Source organism: Neotamlana sargassicola (assembly GCF_020523965.1).
GTDB lineage: Bacteria > Bacteroidota > Bacteroidia > Flavobacteriales > Flavobacteriaceae > Neotamlana > Neotamlana sargassicola.
In genome coordinates this window covers 112,553-135,350 of record NZ_JAJAPX010000006.1, presented here as the reverse complement: position 1 = coordinate 135,350, position 22,798 = coordinate 112,553, and the positions used below count along the sequence as shown (strand labels likewise).

21 protein-coding genes and 2 tRNA genes are annotated in these 22,798 nt (G+C 33.8%); 9 read left to right on the top strand and 14 right to left on the bottom strand.

Going from position 1 to position 22,798, the window contains the following annotated elements; all coding sequences use genetic code 11:
- Positions 1-68 precede the first annotated feature (68 nt).
- Positions 69-1,469, top strand: coding sequence for a dihydrolipoyl dehydrogenase (gene lpdA, locus LG651_RS14060; RefSeq protein WP_226696749.1), 1,401 nt, complete (start codon positions 69-71; stop codon positions 1,467-1,469).
- A gap of 148 nt (positions 1,470-1,617) precedes the next feature.
- Here lpdA and rho read toward each other — a convergent pair whose 3' ends face one another.
- On the bottom strand, positions 1,618-3,234 hold the full coding sequence (gene rho / locus LG651_RS14055) for a transcription termination factor Rho (RefSeq protein ID WP_226696748.1): 1,617 nt from the start codon (positions 3,232-3,234) through the stop codon (positions 1,618-1,620).
- A 184-nt stretch (positions 3,235-3,418) separates the two neighbouring features.
- Here rho and LG651_RS14050 point away from each other — a divergent pair, with 184 nt between their 5' ends.
- The 4 genes from LG651_RS14050 to LG651_RS14035 all read left to right on the top strand — a co-directional run bounded on the left by LG651_RS14050 (position 3,419) and on the right by LG651_RS14035 (position 6,249).
- Complete coding sequence (locus LG651_RS14050; RefSeq protein ID WP_226696747.1) at positions 3,419-3,829, top strand: DUF4293 domain-containing protein; 411 nt, start codon at positions 3,419-3,421, stop codon at positions 3,827-3,829.
- A gap of 220 nt (positions 3,830-4,049) precedes the next feature.
- Entirely contained in the window at positions 4,050-5,000 is a 951-nt protein-coding gene (locus LG651_RS14045; RefSeq protein WP_226696746.1) for a DUF2589 domain-containing protein, read from the top strand.
- An 11-nt stretch (positions 5,001-5,011) separates the two neighbouring features.
- Positions 5,012-5,695: a hypothetical protein gene (locus tag LG651_RS14040; RefSeq protein ID WP_226696745.1), complete on the top strand. Its 684-nt coding sequence runs from the start codon at positions 5,012-5,014 to the stop codon at positions 5,693-5,695.
- 56 nt (positions 5,696-5,751) lie between these two features.
- Positions 5,752-6,249, top strand: coding sequence for a hypothetical protein (locus LG651_RS14035; RefSeq protein ID WP_226696744.1), 498 nt, complete (start codon positions 5,752-5,754; stop codon positions 6,247-6,249).
- Positions 6,250-6,253: 4 nt separating this feature from the next.
- Here the strand turns inward: LG651_RS14035 and LG651_RS14030 are convergent, their stop codons facing one another.
- Both LG651_RS14030 and LG651_RS14025 read right to left on the bottom strand, forming a co-directional pair.
- The gene (locus LG651_RS14030) at positions 6,254-7,003 is read right to left on the bottom strand and encodes a C40 family peptidase (RefSeq protein ID WP_226696743.1); all 750 of its coding nucleotides are present in this window, start codon (positions 7,001-7,003) and stop codon (positions 6,254-6,256) included.
- A gap of 5 nt (positions 7,004-7,008) precedes the next feature.
- A complete protein-coding gene (locus LG651_RS14025) occupies positions 7,009-8,187 on the bottom strand; it encodes an acetyl-CoA C-acyltransferase (RefSeq protein ID WP_226696742.1) in 1,179 nt (392 codons plus the stop codon).
- 127 nt (positions 8,188-8,314) lie between these two features.
- Here LG651_RS14025 and LG651_RS14020 point away from each other — a divergent pair, with 127 nt between their 5' ends.
- The 3 genes from LG651_RS14020 (at position 8,315) to LG651_RS14010 (ending at position 10,691) form a co-directional block, all read left to right on the top strand.
- Entirely contained in the window at positions 8,315-10,363 is a 2,049-nt protein-coding gene (locus LG651_RS14020) for an HD family phosphohydrolase (RefSeq protein WP_226696741.1), read from the top strand.
- A 92-nt stretch (positions 10,364-10,455) separates the two neighbouring features.
- Positions 10,456-10,539, top strand: a tRNA-Ser gene (locus LG651_RS14015).
- Positions 10,540-10,616: 77 nt separating this feature from the next.
- A tRNA-Pro gene (locus LG651_RS14010) sits at positions 10,617-10,691 on the top strand.
- 175 nt (positions 10,692-10,866) lie between these two features.
- On the opposite strand, the gene LG651_RS14005 is transcribed toward LG651_RS14010, so the two are convergent.
- The 10 genes from LG651_RS14005 to LG651_RS13960 all read right to left on the bottom strand — a co-directional run bounded on the left by LG651_RS14005 (position 10,867) and on the right by LG651_RS13960 (position 20,142).
- Entirely contained in the window at positions 10,867-11,283 is a 417-nt protein-coding gene (locus tag LG651_RS14005) for a YeeE/YedE family protein (protein ID WP_226696740.1), read from the bottom strand.
- Between the two features lie 2 nt (positions 11,284-11,285).
- Positions 11,286-11,843 carry a YeeE/YedE family protein gene (locus LG651_RS14000; RefSeq protein WP_226696739.1) on the bottom strand — a complete coding sequence of 186 codons (558 nt, stop codon included), beginning with the start codon at positions 11,841-11,843 and terminating at the stop codon, positions 11,286-11,288.
- A 74-nt stretch (positions 11,844-11,917) separates the two neighbouring features.
- Positions 11,918-12,937, bottom strand: coding sequence for a cytochrome d ubiquinol oxidase subunit II (locus tag LG651_RS13995; RefSeq protein WP_226696738.1), 1,020 nt, complete (start codon positions 12,935-12,937; stop codon positions 11,918-11,920).
- A 2-nt stretch (positions 12,938-12,939) separates the two neighbouring features.
- Complete coding sequence (locus tag LG651_RS13990) at positions 12,940-14,241, bottom strand: cytochrome ubiquinol oxidase subunit I (protein ID WP_226696737.1); 1,302 nt, start codon at positions 14,239-14,241, stop codon at positions 12,940-12,942.
- Positions 14,242-14,375: 134 nt separating this feature from the next.
- On the bottom strand, positions 14,376-14,741 hold the full coding sequence (locus LG651_RS13985; protein WP_226696736.1) for a rhodanese-like domain-containing protein: 366 nt from the start codon (positions 14,739-14,741) through the stop codon (positions 14,376-14,378).
- 9 nt (positions 14,742-14,750) lie between these two features.
- Positions 14,751-16,163: an MBL fold metallo-hydrolase gene (locus tag LG651_RS13980; RefSeq protein WP_226696735.1), complete on the bottom strand. Its 1,413-nt coding sequence runs from the start codon at positions 16,161-16,163 to the stop codon at positions 14,751-14,753.
- A 74-nt stretch (positions 16,164-16,237) separates the two neighbouring features.
- Positions 16,238-17,047, bottom strand: a complete 810-nt coding sequence (locus tag LG651_RS13975; protein WP_226696734.1) for a sulfite exporter TauE/SafE family protein — start codon at positions 17,045-17,047, stop codon at positions 16,238-16,240.
- Positions 17,048-17,238: 191 nt separating this feature from the next.
- Positions 17,239-17,868 (bottom strand): Crp/Fnr family transcriptional regulator, encoded by a 630-nt coding sequence (locus LG651_RS13970; RefSeq protein WP_226696733.1) that lies wholly within the window; start codon positions 17,866-17,868, stop codon positions 17,239-17,241.
- A gap of 230 nt (positions 17,869-18,098) precedes the next feature.
- Positions 18,099-19,781 (bottom strand): M56 family metallopeptidase, encoded by a 1,683-nt coding sequence (locus tag LG651_RS13965; protein WP_226696732.1) that lies wholly within the window; start codon positions 19,779-19,781, stop codon positions 18,099-18,101.
- 1 nt (position 19,782) lies between these two features.
- On the bottom strand, positions 19,783-20,142 hold the full coding sequence (locus LG651_RS13960) for a BlaI/MecI/CopY family transcriptional regulator (protein ID WP_226696731.1): 360 nt from the start codon (positions 20,140-20,142) through the stop codon (positions 19,783-19,785).
- Positions 20,143-20,381: 239 nt separating this feature from the next.
- Between LG651_RS13960 and LG651_RS13955 the strand changes: the two genes are divergently transcribed.
- On the top strand, positions 20,382-21,332 hold the full coding sequence (locus tag LG651_RS13955; protein WP_226696730.1) for a calcium/sodium antiporter: 951 nt from the start codon (positions 20,382-20,384) through the stop codon (positions 21,330-21,332).
- Positions 21,333-21,532: 200 nt separating this feature from the next.
- Here the strand turns inward: LG651_RS13955 and LG651_RS13950 are convergent, their stop codons facing one another.
- Positions 21,533-22,555 (bottom strand): glutamine synthetase beta-grasp domain-containing protein, encoded by a 1,023-nt coding sequence (locus tag LG651_RS13950; RefSeq protein WP_226696729.1) that lies wholly within the window; start codon positions 22,553-22,555, stop codon positions 21,533-21,535.
- Positions 22,556-22,798 lie beyond the last annotated feature (243 nt).

Below are 22,798 nucleotides of genomic sequence, written 5' to 3'. Positions count from 1 at the left end.
CCATTGTGCTACGACAAAACATTTGTATTTTTGGTTAACCAATTTTATTTTAATACAAACATTAGTTTATGAATTCATACGATGTAGCCGTAATAGGCTCTGGACCTGGAGGATATGTAGCAGCTATTCGTTGCGCACAATTAGGCATGAAAACAGCCATTATAGAGAAATACGCAACACTTGGCGGAACTTGTTTAAATGTTGGGTGTATACCAAGTAAAGCATTATTAGATTCGTCGCACCATTACGAAGATGCTATTAAGCATTTTGAAGCACATGGTATTGACATTCCAGGTGAGATAAAGGTAAATCTTGAGAAAATGATTGCGCGCAAGCAATCGGTTGTCGATCAAACTATCGGAGGAGTCGATTATTTAATGAAAAAGAATAATATTGATGTTTACCAAGGTTTAGGAAGCTTTAAAGATGCAACACATATTACTATTTCTGGAGAAGAAACCACAGAAATTGAAGCCAAAAACACGATTATAGCAACAGGTAGCAAACCTGCTAGCTTGCCATTTATTGATTTAGATAAAGAACGCGTTATTACTTCAACAGAAGCTTTAAAACTTAAAGAAATACCAAAACACTTAATAGTTATTGGTGGTGGAGTTATTGGTTTAGAGCTTGGTCAAGTATACAAACGTTTAGGCGCTGAAGTTTCGGTTATAGAATATGCCGACAGAATTGTACCAACTATGGATGCTGGTGTTTCTAAAGAATTAAATAAAGTTTTAAAGAAACAGAAGTTTAAAATAAATGCTTCGCATAAAGTAAAATCTGTAGAGCGCGTAGGCGATGAGGTTATTGTAAAAGCAGATAATAAAAAAGGTGAGGAGGTTGAGTTTAAAGGAGACTATTGTTTAGTGTCTGTTGGGCGTCGTCCTTACACCGATGGTTTAAATGCTGAAGCTGCCGGAGTTAAAATAGACGAAAGAGGTCGTGTTGAAGTTAACGACCATTTACAAACTAGCGCGTCTAATATTTATGCTATTGGCGATGTTGTAAAAGGCGCCATGTTAGCTCACAAAGCCGAAGAAGAAGGTGTTTTTGTAGCTGAAACTTTAGCAGGACAAAAACCACATATCGATTATAACCTAATTCCAGGTGTAGTTTACACATGGCCAGAAGTGGCAGCTGTTGGTAAAACAGAAGAGCAACTTAAAGAAGCTGGTATTGCATATAAAACAGGGCAGTTCCCAATGCGTGCTTTAGGTAGAAGTAGAGCAAGTATGGATATTGACGGATTTGTAAAAGTGTTAGCCGATAAAACAACAGATGAAATTTTAGGTGTACACATGGTTGGCGCTCGCGCTGCCGATATGATTGCAGAAGCGGTTGTAGCTATGGAATACCGCGCAAGTGCAGAAGACGTTTCGCGTATGTCGCATGCACACCCAACATTTACTGAAGCTATAAAAGAAGCCGCTCTTGCTGCAACAGATGACAGAGCATTACACGCTTAAACAACGGTAAATTATATAAGTTTAAAAAGCGAACCATTTTAGGTTCGCTTTTTTTTATGCTTTAAACTATTATAAAATGTATTTCGTGAATAAAAAAAGCAAACTCCAAGAGTTTGCTTTTTAGTTATTTTTAAGAAAAGAATTTAAATTATCCGTTCATAGATATTAAAAACTCTTCGTTGTTTTTTGTTTGTTTGAAGCGCTCATTAATAAACTCCATAGCTTCAACAGGATTCATATCTGCTAGGTATTTACGCATTACCCACATACGTTGCACAGTGGTATCGTCAAGTAAAATATCATCTCTACGCGTACTTGAAGATGTAAGGTCGATAGCAGGGAAAATTCTACGGTTAGATATTTTTCTATCCAATTGCAGTTCCATGTTACCTGTTCCTTTAAATTCTTCAAAAATAACTTCATCCATTTTAGAGCCAGTTTCTGTAAGCGCAGTAGCAATTATGGTTAAAGAACCACCATTTTCAATATTTCTGGCAGCTCCAAAAAAGCGTTTTGGCCTGTGTAAAGCATTGGCATCAACACCACCACTTAAAATTTTACCCGAAGCAGGTTGTACCGTGTTATAAGCTCTTGCTAAACGTGTTATAGAATCTAATAAAATAACAACATCGTGTCCACATTCTACTAAACGTTTTGCTTTTTCTAAAACAATATCGGCTATTTTTACGTGTTCATGAGCTTCTTTATCAAAGGTTGAAGCAATTACTTCACCACGAACATTACGTTGCATGTCTGTAACTTCTTCAGGACGTTCATCAATAAGTAAAATCATTTGGTAAACTTCAGGATGATTGGCAGCAATGGCATTCGCAACATCTTTAAGTAACATGGTTTTACCCGTTTTAGGTTGCGAAACAATCATACCACGTTGCCCTTTACCAATTGGAGAAAACAAATCCATAATTCGAGTAGAAATGGTACTTTGTTTTTCGGCTATATTAAATTTTTCTTTTGGAAAAAGAGGCGTTAAATGCTCGAACGATACACGATCACGAACCACTTCTGGTTTTTGTCCGTTTATAAGATTCACTTTAATAAGAGGGAAATATTTTTCACCTTCTTTTGGCGGACGTACATTCCCTAAAACAGTATCCCCTTTTTTAAGTCCGAATAAACGAATTTGCGATTGCGATACATAAATATCGTCTGGAGAAGATAGGTAGTTATAATCCGAAGAACGTAAAAAACCATATCCATCTTGCATAATATCTAAAACACCTTCACTTTCAATAATAGCATCAAATTCAAAATCTGGCTCGCGATAACGGTTTCGGTTATCTTTATTGCCTTTATCAACATGGTTATTACCATTATTTTTTTGGTTTTTATGTTGATTTTTATTTTGGTGATTATTGTTGTTGTTATTTCTTTGATTTGATTTTTGCTGATTTTGATTTTTATCGTTCTGATTATTTTGTTTTTTATCAGAAGTTTTTTCAGCATTATTTTTTTGTGGCGCTGGGCTTTTATCCTCGCTATTCTTTTGAGGCGTATTTTTAGGCTGTTTTTGTATGCGCTGTCTTGGTTTTTTTGCTTCTGGAGTAGGTTTCTCCTTGGTTTCTGTTGTATCTGCTGCCGGTGTTACGGCTTCTTTAACAGCTTTTGGGTCGGCCGCTTGTTGATCTAGAATTTGATATACTAAATCTAATTTTTTTAACGAACGATACTTTGGGATACTTAGTTTCTTTGCTATTTCTTGTAACTCAGTAAGTTTTTTTTCTTTTAATTGTGAAATTTCAAACATTGATATATAAGTGAATATGTATATTATAAGAATTTGCTATTCTGTAGAATGAATTATTTATTTCTTCTGAAGAATTAACCGTTTGTTTTTACGGTTGTTGTGAATTATTACTGCAATTATACAACATTATTTTAATTTTTAATATAATTTCTGTTATTTTTGCGGTCAAGTTTTAAAAAAATACATGTTACAACGCATTCAAACAATTTATCTGTTATGTGCCGCTTTAGTTTCGGCAGGCTTAATATTTGTATTCAATTTATGGGTTACAGAAAATGATATTACTATATTTGCCAAAGATGAAATAGTGTATTTGGGCTTGTTTTTAGGTTCTGCCTTATTATCAATTATTTCAATATTTATGTTTAAAAATAGGAAGTCTCAATTTATGTTGGGGCGACTTAACATCATATTAAACTTTATTTTACTAGGATTTTTCGTGTATCAATCACTAAACGTATCTGGAGAGACGGCGGTTTCTGAGAAAGGTATTGGGATGCTTCTTCCTGTTATTTCTATCGTGTTTTTAGCCTTAGCCAATAAGGCCATTAAAAAGGATGAAGATCTTGTAAAATCTGTAGATAGATTGCGATAAACCTAACATCTTAGTAGTATTAGTGCGAAAAAAGCCCGAAGTTTTTACTTCGGGTTTTTTGTTTTTTGGGTATTTTCTTTTAACAAATGGGTGTTTTCCCTCTTGAAATGTAAATACTTTTAAAGGACATTTGTATATACTTCTTCCCGAGATTTTTTCATAATAAGGCGTTAACCGAAAAGCCTGTATTTAAACGAGTAGGTACTAAATTAAATTTATTATGGCAGTTTCAAACTATAATCCAGGGCAAGAGCTATCATCCATCGATTTTCGTTCCATGATTGGTGGTCCATTAACAGCAGTTGTAGAAGCCCAAGCTCAAGCAGCACTTTCAACTGTAGGTTTTATTAAAAGTGTTGGTTTCGAACAAGATTCTGAAGATCCAACAACTGGTGAAATTACTCCGGGAGGACCAGTGTATGTTCAGTTTAAATACCCTAAACAAGTCGCGCCTTATATACCCGCTAAAAATGGAATTATTGATGGTGTTTCGCTAAGCGGAAGTGTAAGCGATGCCGATTCTATTGTTAGCGTAATAATTACAACATCGACGGGTACAGGTGGCAATGTAGTCGCTTCTGTAAACGGTTCTAATGGTATCGATTTAGCATTGCAAAGTGGAGGAGAAGGTTATTCAGATGACGATACTATTACCATAACGTACAACAGTACAGCAGACCCGTCGGCAGTTGAAACTGCTGAAGCTTCTTTAACAACAAGAGATGAAGTAGCTGTACCAGCGGTTTACGACGAAATGAAACTGGAAGTACCTTTATTAACTATGGTGCCAATTCCTTTTATTCGAATAGACGAGGCTACTATCGATTTTAATGCAAAAATTAACTCTATGGAGTATCGCAATGTTGCTTCAGAGTTTAACGCATCCAGTAGCTTTGCTATGAAAAATACCGTAAAAGGTAGTGTTTCTGCGGGTACAAGCGGTTTAAGTTCATTATTAGCTAAAGGTAGTGCGTCAACTAGTTTTACTAACTCAGTTAGTTTTAAGGTGAATGCTTCTTATAAAAGAACATCGCGTGCTGGTAGTAAAGTAGAAAAAACCTATCAGTTAGGTGTAAATGTTAAAGCAAGTCAAGACGAAATGCCTGGAGGTATGGAGAAGATTTTAAATATTCTTGAAGAGTCTATTGTTGGCTTACCAGCAAATCAATAATCCTATACATTATGCCACTTTTAAAAGATTATTTAGGGTCTTTAGTGTCTGGAATAAATCAAGCCCGTGCTATGGCCGATGTAGAATCGGCCAAAATAGCCGAGGCTTATGCTGCCAATTCTATATTAAAAAACTTTTCGGTGCCCCGATTTAAGGCTTCTAATATAGAATTGGATATTCCTATTGCTATTGATGAATTGAATGAAGTTGAAGAAAAAAATTATCAGCCAATCGATAATAAAAGCTTCAACTCGTATGCGTATAATGTGTTTAAAGATGTTTTGAGGGTTGATAGCTTTGATAGAAAACAATCCGATTTATTAAGAAAACGCATTGCTGCAGATACCGATGTATTAGAAAAAGACTTAAAAGCTAAAGAAGATATTCGAAAATCGTTAAATAAATTTGCTACTAGTGTTTCTCGTTTTTTTATAACAGCAACTAAAAATGATGATAAAGAGATTCAGGGCAAATTAACAACTCAATTACAAGAATCGTTAATTTCCAAAATTCAAGAGCCTAAAAAAACAATTGATATGGATAATACTAAGGTTTTAGTACAATCGCATCAATTAAAAGAAATTCCACCAGAAAATATTGTACGCATTAAAATGACTTTAGTTGAAGAGGGTATGGAATGGCAAACCATTGAGCGCGATAATGGTGAGGTTGAAACTAAGTTATTACCAGAATAAATTATCTTGTGAAAAAGTCGTCTTTATATATTATAAATCAATTAAAACCTAAATTAATGGAGCTTCCTAGGTTGGTAACCGATATTCATCAAAAAAAATTTAGCTCTATTGATACTTTGTTTACATGGCTTGAAACAACCGAGGATACTTTAAAAACTTTAAATTATACGCAATGTGCCGAAGTGTCTGGTTTACGCGCACAACTAGCACAACAAAAGTTTGTATTGAATGGGAAACCCAACGAGCGCAAAAAACGACAGATTAGTAAGGCCTTGGAAATAATTCATCCGGCACAAGAGGTGGTTTCTCAAATTATTTTGCCCTTAGAAGAAAAAATTGAACAGGCTAAAGGTTTACTAAAACAAATATTAAATGTGGCTATAAGCTTAGGCATTTTACCGGAAGCAACGCCACAAGATTTTAATAGCTACGTGTATAACGTATGGAGTATTTTAGTGGCTCACGAACAGTTACGCAATGGTATGAATAATGTTAAGGCATTAATTGGGATGGCAGACGGCATTCAAATACTAGCCGAAGAAATTGAAATGTAATTTGCTAAATTATTTTTTTAATAACCCTCAATTTATGCGAATGCGTTTTAGTATCCACATTGTATATTCCAGAATGGTCAATTCTATCGATGCGTATTTTGCCATGAGCATGAATAATATAATTATCGGGCATTATAATACCAACGTGAGTAATTATGCCTTCATCATTATCAAAAAACGCTAAATCTCCGGGTTCGCTTTCCTCTATAAAACTTAAAGCTTCACCTTGGGTAGCTTGTTGCGATGCATCGCGCAGCAATTTATAGCCATTTAACTTATAAACCATTTGTGTAAAGCCCGAACAGTCTATACCAAAAGGTGTTTTGCCACCCCATAAATAGGGCGCGTTTAAATATAAAAACGCGGTATTTAATAAATTTTCTTTAGGTGATTTTAAGTTAGTACTATTTCCGTCGTATTGATGCCCTAATAAGCTCAAACCATTTAGTGTAGATCCCATAACTATGGGGTGAAGTTGATTGTTTTGATCTTCAATAAATTCAACCAAGTCTAAGGTAAGTACAGGGCTTTCTGCGTTAAACGTTTTGTATTGTTCTTCAGTAAGTTCGAAATACTGTTTATTGTCTATCCAACCTTCATATTTATCGAAAGCTAAACGGATTTTACTCCACTTTTTTCTAGGTTCAATAATTTTAAAAATATCACCGTACAACACTTGGGAGATAAGTTCACTTTTATCTGAAGCTTCACTTCTAAGCGGTACAATACTTAAATTACAAATTCCGTACTGCATTTAAATTAATTTCGTTCTATAATAACTGCCGAAGCGCCACCACCACCATTACAAATAGCTGCTGCACCAATTTTGGCATTATTTTGATTTAATACGTTAAGTAAAGTTATTAAAATTCTAACACCCGAACAGCCTAATGGATGCCCAAGAGAAACTGCACCACCATTTACGTTTACATTGGTGTCTGTTAATCCTAAAATTTTCATATTAGCCAAACCAACTACAGAAAATGCTTCGTTAAATTCAAAGTAATCCACATCTTCAATATTTAAATTTGCTTTTTCTAAAGCCTTTGGTAATGCTTTGGCAGGCGCCGTAGTAAACCATTCTGGTTCGTGCGCTGCATCGGCATAACTTTTTATGGTAGCTAAAGGTTTTATTCCTAACTCGTTTGCTTTTTGTTTGCTCATTAGCACAACAGCCCCAGCACCGTCGTTTATGGTTGAAGCGTTTGCTGCTGTTACCGTTCCGTCTTTAGAAAATGCAGGACGTAACGTTGGTATTTTATCGAGTTTTACGTTGGTAAATTCTTCGTCTTGGCTTACTACAATAGGTTCTCCACGACGTTGTGGTACTTCAACAGGTACAACTTCGTTGTTAAATTTTCCATTAGCCCAAGCTTCGGCCGAACGTTTGTACGATTGTATGGCAAAAGCATCTTGCTCTTCTCTAGTAAAATTATATTTTATGGCGCAATCGTCGGCACAAACGCCCATAGCGTTTTGGTTATACACATCTACTAAACCATCTTTTTGCATGCCATCTTCAAGGGTTACAGGTCCAAACTTTTTTCCTGTTCGTGCATTAAAATAATGGGGTATTAAGCTCATATTTTCCATACCACCTGCAACAATAATTTCGGCATCACCTAAGGCAATACTTTGTGCCGCTTGCATAACCGCTTTCATTCCAGAAGCGCAAACTTTATTTATTGTTGTACAAGGTACTGTATCTGGAATTCCAGCGAAAATAGCGGCTTGCCGCGCAGGCGCTTGTCCAGATCCGGCTTGAACCACATGTCCCATTAAAACCTCGTTTACCAAATTGGGGTTTAAATTTATTTTATCGAGCGCTCCTCTTATCGCAACGGCACCTAATTTTGGCGCCGGTATTGTAGATAGTGCTCCCAAAAAACTACCAATTGGTGTTCTTGCTGCAGATACTATTACGACTTCGTTATTCATGAGCTAAATGTATAGTTTAGTACTCGCGAAAGTAAGGTTTTTTTAAGAGATAAATAAGCTATAAGTTGAATATAAAACGCGGTATAAGGTTATAATTTTATTACATTTGATTTACACTTAGTAATAAATGAAAGATTTTATAAACAAACTTTACAGAAACCATGCCTTAATTTATAAAGCACTATTGTTTGTTGCAACGACTTTTTTTATTGTTTATTTATTTCCGAAGAGTGGAAAATTTAAATACGATTTCGAAAAAGGAAAACCTTGGCAATCGGAAAATTTACAAGCACCATTTAATTTTGCAATAAAGAAAACTGAAGCAGAAATTGCTTCGGAAAAAGAGCAGGTTGAGGCTCAAATTCCGTTGTATTTTGATGTAGATTATACTGTTAAAACTAAAGTTGAAAATGCTTTTTATTTAAAGTACAAGGAAGCATTTAACGATTCTATTACGGCTTCAGATTTAGTTGAAATAAAAAAAGTTGGAAATGAAATAATTAATAATTTATACGATTATGGTATTTTAAAGGAAAATCACAATTTTTCCGCCGAAAGGCAAATTATTTTACTCAATAATCGAGAGCAGATAAAGGAAGGTTTTATAGCAAACTTAATTCGTCAAGACGATGTATCTGCCGTGATTAATACTATTTTAAAACGAAATAATTTATTAAATTATAGAAATGAGTTTACGGCTTTGTTTTTTGATTTGGTTGAACCTAATTTAGTGTTTGATAGCTCTTTTACAAATAAAGTAAAGGCTAACGAACTTAATAAAATTTCGTTTACACGAGGCAGCATAGCCAAAGAAACACTTATCATTTCGAAAGGAGAAGTTGTTGATGAGGGTACTTACCAAATACTTAAATCGTTGCAACAGGAGTACGAGTCGCAAGTTTGGAATAAATCTAATTACATATGGGTTTTAATTGCATATACCGTTTTAGTGGCGTTGGCATTATTGATGTTGCTACTTTTTTTACAAAAATACCGTGTTGCAGTTTTCGATGATAACACGAAAGTTACTTTTATATTTTTTAATATAGCCTTGATTATTTTAATTTCAACAATGGTTGTTAATTACAATTCAAAATACATTTATGTGGTTCCTATTTGTATTTTACCATTGGTTTTTAAGGCTTTTTTCGATGCGCGCTTAGGTTTGTTTGCGCATGTACTAACCGTTCTATTACTTGGTTTTATAGTGCCAAACAGTTACGAGTATATGTTTTTACAAATTATAGCCGGTATTGTAACCATATTAACGGTTTCCGAGCTTTATAAAAGGGCTAATTTATTTATTTCTGTAGGGCAAATTACATTAATTTATATTATAGCCTATTTTGCGTTTTTTGTGATTCATGAAGGTAGTGTTACCGAATTAAAATGGGAAACTTTTATTTGGTTTATTTTATGCGGATTAGCAACATTGTTTGTTCAGCCCTTAATTTATGCTTACGAAAAATTATTTGGTTTGGTATCGGATGTGTCCTTGTTAGAATTGTCTGATACAAATTCGAAGTTACTTAAAGAACTATCGAACAAAGCACCAGGAACATTTCATCACTCTTTAAATGTTGCTAATTTAGCTGAAGCCAGCGCGAACGAAATAGGAGCAAATGCGATGTTAGCACGTGTAGGAGCCTTGTATCACGACATAGGTAAAATGAAAAACCCGACGTATTTTACCGAAAATCAATCTACAGGCATTAACCCGCATCAAGAATTATCGAATAAAGAAAGCGCTGAGATAATAGTAAATCACGTAATAAATGGCATTGAAATTGCTCGAAAATACAATCTGCCAGATCGCGTTATAGATTTTATTCGTACCCATCATGGTACAAGCTTAGTGTATTATTTTTATGCGAAAGAGAAGAAGGAATTTGAAAAGGTAAATAAAACCGATTTTAGTTATCCTGGACCAAAACCATTTAGTAAAGAAACTGCTATTTTAATGATGTGCGATAGTGTTGAAGCAGCCTCGAAAAGCTTAAAGGAGCCAACGACTACAAAAATTGAAGCGTTCGTAGAAAATATTATAAATAAACAAATAGAGGAGGAACAATTTTTAAATGCTAATATTACTTTTAAAGAAATTCAATCAATTAAAAAAGTACTAAAGTACAAGCTAGCAAACATTTACCATTTAAGAATTGAATATCCAGAATAATTTTTAAAAAAATAAATAAAAATAGTTGCGCAACTGTTAAGTAAAAGTTACATTTGCAACCGCAAATTTATTGCGAAGTTCTTAAAAGAATAGGAGAGGTGCCAGAGTGGTAATGGAGCAGATTGCTAATCTGTCAACGCGTAAGTGTTGCCCGGGTTCGAGTCCCGGTCTCTCCGCTAGAGTTTAGAAAAGCCAAGCGCCGGCTTGTTTTTCGCTAAAAATGTCTGTTAGATATTTTTTAAATACTCAAGTACGGGGTGTAGCGTAGCCCGGTTATCGCGCCGCGTTTGGGACGCGGAGGTCGCAGGTTCGAATCCTGCCACCCCGACAAAAAAGCCAGAAACATTTGTTTCTGGCTTTTTTTATTTATGAACTATTTATTTTCTATTGAATTTAAATAGTAAACAAAAGACTGATTGACTTTTATTTTAATGGTTTATTGAAATTAAAAGAAATACTTCATTTTTATTAAACAACTAACAACTACAAGTTGTAAATTTAAACTAATGAGGTAATTTGTTTTTAAAAACACCGTACAAATAAGTTCCTAAAAGTGCGAATGCCGTTACCACTAAAATATTAAAAAATCCGGCGCCCAAGAGCACATACATTGGGCCCGGGCAAGCCCCAGCAAGCGCCCAACCTAAGCCAAAAATGCTGCCACCAATAAAATACCGATAAAAGCCTTTTTCTTTGGCAGGAATTATGATAGCTTCTTTATAAAACGATTTTAAATTTTTTCGTTTTATAATTTGAATAAAAATAATACCTAAAAATAATGCAGAACCAATGATGCCATACATATGAAACGATTGAAATTTAAACATTTCATAAATACGAAACCATGAGGCAGCTTCCGACTTAAACAGAGTGATTCCTATTAAAATACCAATGGATAAATATGTTAAATACTTTTTCATGTTTAAAAAATTAAAGGAAATATAATATGAATCATTAATAAACCACCAACAAAAAAACCAATTACAGCAATGAGAGAAGGTAATTGTAAGTTGCTTAATCCGGTAATGGCATGACCAGAAGTACAACCGCCTGCATAACGTGTTCCAAAACCAATTAAAATACCACCAATGGCTAAAATAATTATGGTTTTTAAGTTGCTTAATTGCGATACATCGAATAACTCGGTGGGTAAATAAGCTTTTCCTGCACTATTGAAGCCTAAAGCGTTTAAATCTGAAATAGTTTCTGCTGAAATAGCTACACTTAAATTATTTGAAAGTAAGTTGGCAGCAATAAATCCGCCAATTATAGTGCCTAAAACAACAGTTAAATTCCATTTTTGGGCTTTCCAGTCGAACGCAAAGAATTTCACTTTTTTACCTGCGCCTAAAATAGAACACATTGTTCTTAAATTACTAGACATACCAAAGGTTTTTCCGGCAAGTAAAAGTAAAAACATGCCCAAGGCTATTAATGGGCCAGAAACATACCATGGCCAGGGTTGAAGGATAAAATTCATAGGATATAAAATTATGCTGCAAATTAATATAATTTGCCGTGAGTTGTTGGTAACAATTGTTACATGAGATTTAACTAAAGATCTAAAACCTTAATAATTTTAAAGGATTTAAATAAATGAAATAAGCCTGGTAGAATTAATGAACCACCGATAATTAACGCGATGCCTAGGCTGTTAATTACCTTTTCTGAAGCTACATTGTCTAATAATCCGATTTCTGAAGTAGAAGTAAGTATTAAATGCGGAAAATGGGCAATTAACGCAGCCGTTAAAATTAATATAACTTGCGCACCGGCTAAACCACGACTGGTAACTTTATGTCCTTTTTTAATGCTTCGCAATAGCGGGTAAATTAAAATCGCAGATAATAAGATTAAATAGTTAGAATAGCGATTTTCAATAAAATCGGTTACAAAAATAATGTCGTTTAAATAGCCGTAAGTTAATGTGAAAAATCCAGATAAAATAACCAAAACAGTGGCAACGATAGATTTTTTTAAGTAAATATTGATATCTTCTTTTTTAGCTTCGCCAATTAATAAAATAGCCGATAAAAACGCACATAAAGCCATAAAAAAGAAACCAACTAATAATGAAAAGATATTAAACCAAGGTGCAATAAAAACTTCGTAAAAGCTATAAGCAGCATAATTGTTTGTAATAATTAGTTTTCCTGAAACCATGGCTCCAAAAGTTAAACCTATAAATACCGGTGTAACTAAACTAGAAATTCTAAACATCCAATCGTATAGTTTATGGAGTCTGCCTTTGTAAGCATCATAATGTCTAAAAACAAAAGCAACACCGCGAAGTGTAATTCCCATTAAAACTAAAGTTAGTGGAATGTGTAAATATACGGTAAGGACGTTGTAAAAATCGGGAAAAGCAATCCATAAAATTACAATTACAATGATAATCCAGATATGATTTGCTTCCCAAATAGGCCCCATAACTCGATACACGGTTCCTTTGGTAATAATTCTACTTTCCTTTGAAGAAAATAGCTCTACAATACCTGCTCCAAAATCGGCTCCAGCCAAAATAACATAAAGTAATAAGGAGAATAACAGAAAAAACAATACAACGTAAAGCATAATTATATTTTTGAAGCGTTTAAAAATTGAATTTGGCGACGCATTAACCAGGTCACGGCAACGGTAAGTATTGTGTAAAGAACGACGTAAGTGTAAAAACTAAAAATCATTCCGGGCATTGGTGTTACCGCATCTTTAGTTCGCATTATGTTGTGAATAATCCAAGGTTGTCTGCCAACTTCGGTAACTATCCAACCAGCTTCTAAGGCTATAAAGCCTAAGGGAGCTAATATTGTAAATGCCAACCAAAATTTATTTAACTCCCACCATTTTTTCTTTTTTAAACTTACAAAAAACAAGATTCCTGCAAACATGAGCAAGGTACCAATACCAACCATAACTTGAAAAGCATAGTGTACAATGGCAACATTTGGATGGTCTTCTTTGGGGAATTCGTTTAATCCTTTTACTTCGGCATCAAAATCTCCAAAGGCTAAAAAAGATAAAGCTTTAGGAATTTCAATTTTATAAGATACCTCCTGGTTTTCTTCATCTACAATACCGCCAAGAAATAAAGGCGCACCTTTTTCTGTTTCGAAATGGGCTTCCATTGCAGCCAGTTTTACAGGTTGTCTTTCTGCAATATCTTTAGCCGATAAATCGCCACTTATAGGTTGTAAAATAGCGGCAACTGCAGCAAAAGTAATGGCAATTTTAAAAGCTTTTTTATGTAACTCGATTTGTTTTTTTTTATAAATTTGATACGCATGAATCCCGGCTACAGCAAAACCAACGGCTGTAAAAGCAGCAAGCGCCATGTGTAAAGCTTGCGTAAACCAAGCGTCGTTTAAAAAGGCTTTTACTGGGTCGATGTTTGTAAATTTTCCATCGATGTAATCAAAACCAGAAGGCGCATTCATCCAACCGTTAGCTGCAACCACTAAAATACCAGAAGCAACTCCAGAAATACCAATAATTACGCCAGTAAACCAATGGAATTTTTCGGGTAATTTATTCCAGCCGTAAAGATAAAAACCAAGCGCGATAGCTTCAATAAAAAAGGCGGCGCCTTCTAAGGAAAAGGGCATTCCAATTATAGGGCCTGCATGTTTCATAAACTCAGGCCAAAGTAACCCTAATTCAAACGATAAAGCAGTTCCAGAAACAGCACCAGTAACAAAAAATATTGCAACACCTCGTTGCCACGACTTGGTGAGAGTTAAGTAAATAGGATTTTTAGTGTTTAACCATTTTTTGTGAGCAACAATCATAAAAAAAGGCATTACCATACCAACGCAAGCAAAAATAATATGGAAAATTAATGTAAAAGCCATTTGCAATCGTGCTGCATCTAAATTGTCCATTTTTTATGTGTTTTTTGGTGTTTTACAAAGATACGGATTGTGGATTTTTAGGCATAAAAAAACAGCCAAAATAATTGATGATTTTTAGCTGTTTTGTTAGTTTTATTTTAGGTTTTTTATTGGTAATTGCCCGTTTATTTTATCCAATTTAAGTAACCGCCTTTTAAATCGTAAATTTCTTTAAACCCGAGGCTGTCTAATTTTTTAGCAGCTCTATTGCTTCGTTTTCCAGATCGGCAATACAAGTATACCGGTTCATTTTTATTAAGTGTAGAAAAGCGCTCAACAAAGCTTGAGGGTTTTAAAACATCAATATTTTTAGCGTTTTTTATATGGCCTGCGTTAAACTCGGTGGCCGTTCTAACATCAACTAATTGTACTGTTTTGGTACTAATTGAATCACTAAAAACTGCTTTTTCTAGAACCTTAACTGTTTTAGGTTGTTGTGCAGCACCAAATAAAAAAGATAGAATAGACATGGTGAATAAAATATATTTCATTTTAATTAATTATAAAGTTGTAGGGCAAACATAATCGGTTACTTTTATTTCTGCTTCTTTAATGGCTTTAAAGCCTCCTTTTACATCGATTAAATTATGAATACCTCTACTTTTTAAAATAGAAGCAGCGATAACACTTCGGTAACCACCGGCGCAATGCAGGTAAAACGTTTTGTTTTCTGGAAATGCTGATAGATAATTGTTTAAATAATCTAATGGTGTGTGTGTAGCGTCAATAACATGTTCCGATTTGTATTCGCCATCTTTTCTAACATCAAAAATAGAAATGTCTTCATCGCTATTTATGGCTTTTTTTAGAATAGAAGCATCAACAGAACTAATGGTATCGTAATCTTTTGAAGCATTTTTCCAATTTTCAAATCCGCCGTCAAGAAATCCTATAACTTGATCGAACCCAACACGCGATAAACGTGTAATGGTTTCTTCTTCGCGTCCTTCGGGAGTTACCAATAAAATATGTTGTTTTACATCGGCAATTAACGCGCCTACCCAAGGAGCAAATCCGCCGTCTAAACCTATAAAAATGGAACGTGGAATATGTCCCAGAACAAAATCATTTTGATGACGAACATCTAAAACAACGGCATCGGTTTCGTTAGCTGCGGCTTCAAAAGCATTTGGAGATAGAGCTTGGGCACTTCGTTTTAGTACATCGTTAAAATCGTCGTAGCCTTCTTTATTCATTTTTACGTTTAATGGGAAATATTGAGGCGGCGGTAACAAACCATCGGTAACTTCTTTTATAAATTCGTCTTTCGACATATCTTCCCGAAGGGCGTAATTTGTTTTTTTCTGGTTTCCAAGCGTGTCAACCGTGTTTTTACTTAAGTTTTTTCCGCAGGCAGAACCAGCACCATGTGCAGGATAAACAATAACATCGTCGCCTAAAGGCATAATTTTATTCCGAAGGCTATCAAATAAATATCCAGCTAAGTCTTTTTCTGTAATTTCTCCAGTTTTTTGAGCTAAATCTGGACGACCAACATCGCCTAAAAAAAGTGTGTCTCCACTAAAAATGGCGTGGTCTTTTCCGTTTTCATCTTTAAGAAGATAAACAGAACTCTCCATAGTATGCCCAGGTGTATGAAGTACTGTAATGGTAATATTTCCTAATTTAAATGCTTGATTATCTGTGGCTATAATAGCCTCGAAACTTGGTTCTGCTAAAGGCCCGTAAATAATAGGGGCACCTGTTTCTTTAGATAGTGTAACGTGACCGCTAACAAAATCGGCATGAAAATGGGTTTCAAAAATATATTTAATGGTTGCGTTATTTGCTTTTGCTCTATCTAAATAAGGTTGTACTTCACGCAGCGGATCGATAATAGCAACTTCGCCATTGCTTTCTATGTAATAAGCGCCTTGCGCTAAACAACCCGTGTATATTTGTTCTATTTTCATAGTAATAAATTTTATGATGCTAAATTAAGAATAGTGTTTTGTTTTTAAGGTAACAAAGGTTACTTATTGGTTTTTTAAATGCGAGGTGTTAAAAATTCCATGTAAAAAATAAAGAAAGCCATGACAAAAATAAAGTAGCCAAAGCCTTTTTTTAGTTTGTTGCCATCAATGAAATTACTTAAAAAGCTTCCTAAAAATATGCCAATAAAAGACAAAAAGGTAAAAAGTAGCAAAAAATTCCAGTTAATATCCATTGTAAATGCGTCGCCAAGGAAAAAGCCCATAAGCGATTTAAATGCAATTATTATTAATGATGTTGCTACGGCCACCTTCATTTCTAAATTTGCTAAAATTACTAAGGCTGGTATAATTAAAAAACCACCTCCAGCACCTATTAAACCTGTAATACCACCAACCAATAAGCCTTCAATTAAAATTAAGGGGTAATTGTATTTTACTTTTCCTGTAACGGTTTTAGTTTTTGTATTTTTTAACATTGAGAACGCTGCGGGAATCATTAAAAGAGCAAATAAACCAAACATAGCCATGCGACGAGTAAAGTTATAATTACCGAAAGTAAATATAACATCGGGTAACGCAGGAACTACATAATGCCTAACAACAGAAACTCCAATTATAGCAGGAATGCCAAAAATAAGAGCGGTTCGCCAATCTACATAGCCTTTAAAATGTTGTTTTAAACCGCCAAGTAATGCGCTTGTACCCACAATAAATAATGAGTACGCTGTGGCAATTTTTTCGTTAATTGAAAAAAGATAAGCAAGAACTGGTACCGCTAAAATGGAACCACCACCACCAATTAATCCGAGCGATATGCCAATTATAAATGCGCCTGCGTAGCCAAATAGGTTTAAAACATCCATGTTTTGTTTTTTTAGCAAATGTATACTTGGTGATTTGCCTGCGCAGTAACATTGGTTACATAAGTATGGAAAGTTAGAAGTTGGAAGTTGGAAGTTTGAAGTTAGAAGTTGGAAGTAAGAAGTTGGAAGTTAGAGGTTGGAAGTTAATTGTTAATTTTAAAATAGAACGACATTCTGTTTAAAGGAACAGGTTATTTTAAAAGTGTAATATAATTGCGATGCAGTTTAATTTCGCCTAAGTTTTCAAGTTTTTTAAGTAACCTGGAAATTACAACTCTCGATGTATGTAATTCATAAGCTATTTCTTGGTGGGTGTTTCTAATTGTGCCATCTTCTGAAACGCGGGCTTTTTCATTTAGGTATTTAAGTAAGCGTTCGTCCATTTTTAAAAATGCAATGCTATCAATAGTTTCAAGCATTTCATTTAGGCGATTATGATAACTTTCGAAAACAAAATTACGCCAACTTTTATATTTCGCCGACCACTCTTCCATTTTTTGAATGGGAATCATTATAAGTTTAGCATCGGTTTCGGCAATAGCCTTAATTTCACTTTTTGTTTGCCCTAAGCAGCAGGTAAGTGTCATGGCGCAGGTGTCACCCTTTTCTAAGAAATAGAGTAGGAGTTCGTCGCCATCGTTATCTTCGCGTAAAATTTTAATAGCTCCAGAAATTAATAGCGGCATGGCTTTTACGTAGTCGCCAATAGAAATCATTTTAAAACCTTCTGGAACTTCTTTAAAAGTGCCCACTTGGTTTATTTCGTTTAAAAGATCGTTTTCAAAAAGGTGGCCGTAATTATCTTTTAGTTCTTGTATCATAAGGCTAAATTATGAGCATAAAATTAAGCCTTTAAGTTTTTAATTTGTGTAACAAGGGTTACATTATTTTTTTTTTTAATAAAATGGGCTGTTTAAAAAGTCACATTTTTGTCAATCTGAACTCGTTTCAGATTCTAATGTGTTTTGAAAATCCTTGTTTGAGATTTTGAAATAAATTCAGAATGACAGATTTCACTTTTTAAACAGCCTCTTATTGGAGCGTAAAACGCTTATTCTTTAGTTTCAATAATAATTACACCGTTTTTACCTTTTTCGCCGTATTCTTTAACGGCAGTTGCATCTTTTAAAACATTTACAGATTTAATTTCATCTGAATTCAAATCTATAAGTTTTTCGCTGTCAATTTCTTTACCATCTACAATAACTAGCAAGTCTTTTGGCAAACCATTAAGCCCACTATTTCGTTTAATGATTTTAATGTTTTTGTTGCTTGTTTTTGTATCGGTTTCATCTTTTGTAAAAATTTCTATTACGGCTTTAGAGATACCATGTTTTTCTAAAACGTTTTCATCTTTAATAACATTTATAGATTTTACTTTAGAAGGCTCTAAAGCTTCTGCATCTTCTTTTTTACCTTCAACACCATCAATTATATAAATTATAGAATCTCGCTGGCTTGTTGCAAAAACGCTTTTAGTGCCATCTTCTTTTATTTTAATAACTTTTACCTTGGCATTTTCGCTACTTTTTACATTTACAGCATCACCCGTTGAGCTTATAAAAATAGATTCTGTTTTAGCCTTTGTTTCAGAGATGTTAATAGACTCGTTCTCTGGGTTGTAACTTATTTTAATAGGTATAATGGCTTCGTTAGCGTTTATATTATAATTAGCCTTAGAGGTTTTAGATTTAGCATCAATTTTTATGGCAGTTATTTCGCCGTTAGCATTTCTTTTTAAGCCTTTAAATTTAATGGTAACACCTTGTTCTTTTAGGGTGTTTATTATTTTGTTTAAATCGGCTTCGGTGCTGTTTTTTTGTAAAATTGCTTCAAAATGTTCGGTGAAACTAGTTGTAAATTCTGGTTTAGTTTCCATAGAAATTTCTTTTTCAACATAAACAGTTCTAGTATTAAAGCTCATTAAAAACAGAGCAATTAACGGCAATACAGCCAAACATTTAATGCGATTCATGTTGTTTGATTTTGATTTGTGTAACATAACGATTCGTTTTTTGATTAATGAATTATAAAAAGCATTACTTAAAGCCAATTGATTAGTTGGTAAACTTTGTTTAAGTAATGTGTATTGATATTGTTTTTTGCAAGCCACCGCTTTGAAGGCCGAATAATCTGCTAAAAACTCTAAGTTTTGTTTTAAGTCTTTTTGATATAACCATATAAACGGATTAAACCAAAGAATAACACAAGCCAAATTAGCTAAAATAACATCGAAAGAATGCTTTTGTTTCGCATGAATTTTTTCGTGAGTTATAATTTGTTGTAATTCGGTTTGGCTAAATTGTTCTGGGTTGTAAACAATCCAGTTAAAAAATGAAAACGGAGACGCTGCGGTGTCGCTTTCAATAAAAATATATTGACCTTCTTTTCTTTTACTCGGGTTCTTAATTATTTTAAATATGGCAGTAAATTGAATTAAAAACCTAACTAAAAATATGGTTGCACCGGTAATATATAAATAAGGCAAAAAATCAATAAAACTAAAGGTTTTTGTAGTTGCAATAGTTTTGGTGTTAAAAGTAAAATCGCTTAAAACCATAGGCGTGTAAGTAACATACTCGGTTATAACATACAGCGGCATTAAAAACGAAACTCCTAAACCAAAAAGTAAAAACCATCTATTTTGTTTAAAAAAGGTGTCTTTTTGCAACAAAAGTTTATAAATAAGGTAAAACAGGCCAACAATGGCGCTAACTTTTAGTAAATACGCCATGTTATTTCTCGTTTTCTATTAATGCAATAATTTCCTTAAGGTCGTCAACACTTATTTTTTCTTCTTTAGCAAAAAACGATACCATATTTTTATAAGAATTATTAAAGTAGTTATTTATGGCGGTATTCATAAACTTCTGTCTGTAAGCTTCTTTTGTAACAATAGGGTAGTACTGGTGCGTTTTTCCGTAAGCATTATAAGCAACAAAACCTTTGTCTTCCAGCTTTCTAATTATGGTCGATAAGGTGTTGTAATGCGGTTTTTCGCTTTTAATTTCTGCCATAACATCTTTAACAAAAGCCTTTTCTAGCTTCCATAAAATGTGCATTATTTCTTCTTCTTTATTAGTTAATTTTTCCATAGTTGTAGTTTTTTGGCGTTCGGGCGGGCTTTACGCTATATCTTTTTTCTCGTGCCTCAAAAAAAGGATGCCGCTGCAATCCCTAACGCAATTCAAATATAAAACTATTTTTGTAGTTATAAAACTAAATAAATAGTTATTTAACTAAATTTTAAGTTATTTCAACATATTAAGTGCAATCGCAAAAGTTTTAGCAAAATAGTTTCAACTTTAATTATCTTCGCAAAAAAATATTTTTTATGAGTTTACTTTGGGTAATATTAGGTTTTGTACTGTTGGTAATTGGTGGCGAGTTTTTAGTACGTTCGTCTGTGGCGTTATCATTTAAATTTAATATATCTAAAATGGTAATTGGGATGACGGTTGTGAGTTTTGCAACTTCTGCGCCAGAATTACTAGTAAGTTTACAAGCGGCCATGTCTGGTTCGCCGGCCATTGCCATTAATAATGTAGTAGGCTCGAACATTGCTAATATAGGTTTGGTATTAGGTGTAACGGCTATGGTAGGTGCCATTGCAGTAGATAAATCGTTTTACAAATTAAATTGGCCAGCAATGATGCTGTTTTCAATTGTTTTGTACTATTTCTTGAAAAACGACAATTTACTTTCGGCTATAGAAGGTGGTATTTTATTTGTAGGTTTAGTTGTGTTTTTATTCATTTTAATAAAAAATGCAAAACAAGATGCCATACCAGAAGAAGTAGATGATAAGCTTTCAAATACATCAAATTTTAAAATTGTAATTTGGTTATTAATTGGCGCCGCGGCATTATATTTTGGAAGCGAATGGTTGGTAGAGGGTTCTAAAACTATTGCACGTTCTATTGGTGTTAGCGAAGCCGTTATAGGTGTATCATTAATAGCAATAGGTACAAGTGTTCCAGAATTAGCAGCTTCTGTAATTGCTGCTGCAAAGCAAGAAAAAGCCATTTCTTTAGGTAATTTAATAGGTTCTAATATTTTTAATATTGCTTCGGTTTTAGGCTTAACAGCAATAGTAAAACCTATTCCTGTTACCGAACCTCAAATTTTAAACAGCGATTTTTTCTGGATGTTAGGTTTTGCAGCTGTGTTAATACCACTGGTATTTTTACCAAAACGACTTCAAATAAGTAGAGTAAAAGGGTTTGTTTTGGTTTTAGCTTATGGTGTTTTTATGTTTTTAGTTTTTACTAAAGATAAGTTTTAATAATTTACTTTTCCCACAAAGTTATAGAATAGGAATATTGCCATGTTTTTGTCCTAATCAATTAGCTCTGACAATTTAATTAATGTAAAATAATTAAGAAGTTTTCTGGTTTAATTTAATGGTGTAAGAGTTCACAGAAAAATAAAAAGGGCTTAACAATTATAATGTTAAGCCCTTTTTTTATGAATAAAACAGATTTATTAAACCTTTGCAGATTTTACAGTTTTAATAATTACCGCAGCAATTTTGTATGGGTCACCGTTAGATGCAGGACGTCTGTCTTCCAACCATCCTTTGTAACCTTTTTCAACAGTAATTAATGGAATACGAATTGATGCTCCTCTATCAGAAACTCCATAAGAGAAATCTGTAATAGCAGCAGTTTCGTGTAAACCAGTTAAACGTTGGTCGTTAAACTCACCGTAAACAGCAATATGCTCGTCTACAACAGGTCTAAACGCTTCACAAATTTTCTCGTAAGTTTCTTTAGAACCACAAGTTCTTAAAGTAGTGTTAGAGAAGTTAGCGTGCATACCAGAACCATTCCAGTCCATATCTTTACCTAGAGGTTTTGGGTGATACTCGATGTAGTAACCGTATTTTTCAGTTAAACGTTGTAATAAATATCTAGCAACCCAAATTTCATCTCCAGCTTTTTTTGCACCTTTAGCGAATAATTGGAATTCCCACTGTCCACATGCAACTTCTTGGTTAATACCTTCAAAGTTTAATCCAGCAGCAATACATTGGTCTGCGTGCTCTTCAACTAAGTGTCTTCCGTGAGTGTTTTTTCCTCCTACAGAACAGTAGTACATACCTTGTGGAGCAGGATAACCGCCAACAGGGAAACCTAAAGGTAAACCGGTTTCTGTATCCATAATAAAGTATTCTTGCTCAAAACCAAACCAGAAATCATCATCTTCATCATCAATAGTAGCTCTACCGTTAGACTCATGTGGTGTACCATCAGCATTCATAACTTCAGTCATTACTAAATAACCATCTTTTCTATCTGGATCTGGATAAATAGCTACAGGAACTAATAAACAATCTGAAGAACCACCTTCTGCTTGCTTAGTTGATGAACCATCAAAAGACCAGTTTCCTAATTCTTCTAAAGTTCCTTTAAAATCTTCATGCTCTTCTACTTTTGTCTTACTTCTCAAGTTTTGAGTTGGGAAATACCCATCTAACCAAAGGTATTCCAATTTAATTTTTGCCATAATGTATGTTTAATTAATAAATAATAGTTAGTTATATCCACACAAATATAAATTTTTATGTTGTTACTCTAAATTTAATAGGGGTGTTTTAACTATTGCTAAATAAATTTTTATTTAAACCCCATTTTTTTAAGGGATATATTAAAAAAAGTATATTTATTTTTATGAAAACTGAAAAAGTGTTAATAAGAATTTTTCTTTTTTTAAATCATTTTTAGTTTTTCGTGTGTATTTTTGCCAAAA